2 protein-coding genes are annotated in these 955 nt (G+C 50.9%); both read left to right on the forward strand.

From position 1 onward, the window contains the following. Window positions 1-615: major capsid protein (locus A3766_RS00685; protein WP_197479141.1), on the forward strand; the 615-nt coding region annotated here is incomplete at its 5' end. An 8-nt stretch (window positions 616-623) separates the two neighbouring features. Next, window positions 624-955: hypothetical protein (locus A3766_RS00690; protein ID WP_082906990.1), on the forward strand; the 332-nt coding region annotated here is incomplete at its 3' end.

Genomic DNA, 955 nt, shown 5'->3' on the forward strand with positions numbered 1-955 from the left:
ATCACTGTAACGGGCGAAGACTACCCAACACAGGTCATCGATTTTCAGCGTGACCCTGCTTTGACACAAGCGCTAACAGGCGCGACTCGCTGGGGAGAAACCGGCGTTAAAGTACTCGATGATATTGAGGACTGGGCGGGTCTGGTACAGATTAAATCTGGGGCTGCAGCCCGAACTGTTGTCATGGACCCTTTAGCTTGGCGTGTCTTTAAGGCCGATCCAAAAGTGGAGCGACTATTAGAACTGCGCCGAGGCACGTCAAACACCTTGGTCATTGATCCTATCTTGCGAGGCCAGGCTAACGATAAAGCGCGATACGTTGGCTCGGTGGGCGACTTTGATTTCTGGGTCTACAACGACTCCTACGTTGACGATGCTGGTGTAGCCCGCAATATGCTGCCTGAGTACACGGTACTGTTGGCCAGTCAGGGATTGCTCGAAGGCACACGTTGTTACGGGGTTATTCAGGATGAAAAAGCAAACTACCGCGCCAGCCGATACTTTACCAAGTCGTGGTTGGAAGAAGACCCTGCGGTACGTTGGCTCTTGATGCAATCCGCACCGTTGATTGTGCCTTACCGTCCTAACGCTACATTCTGTGCAACTGTTCGATAGGTGCCCCCATGAAGATAACAACAACTGTTACCTTGCGCACCGGTGAACCCGGTGCCTATGAATTTGTTTATCCAGGGGAGTCCATCAATCTAAGTCGTGAAGAAGCTGAGACACTCATTCAGCGAGGCTTCGCGGCCGATGATAAAGCCTGTTCCTCTAAGGATGAATCGGGCAAGGCGCATCACCTGGTTGATGCAATCTTAGATGCGATTGATGACCTCAAGCCTAATGATTTTGGTAAAGATGGTAAGCCAGCAGTAAAAGCGATCGAGGACATCATTGGTCAAAGCATCAGTGCTTCTGATCGCGATAAAGCGTGGGATGAATATCAAGCGCTGAC

This window comes from Oleiphilus sp. HI0132 (assembly GCF_001635845.1).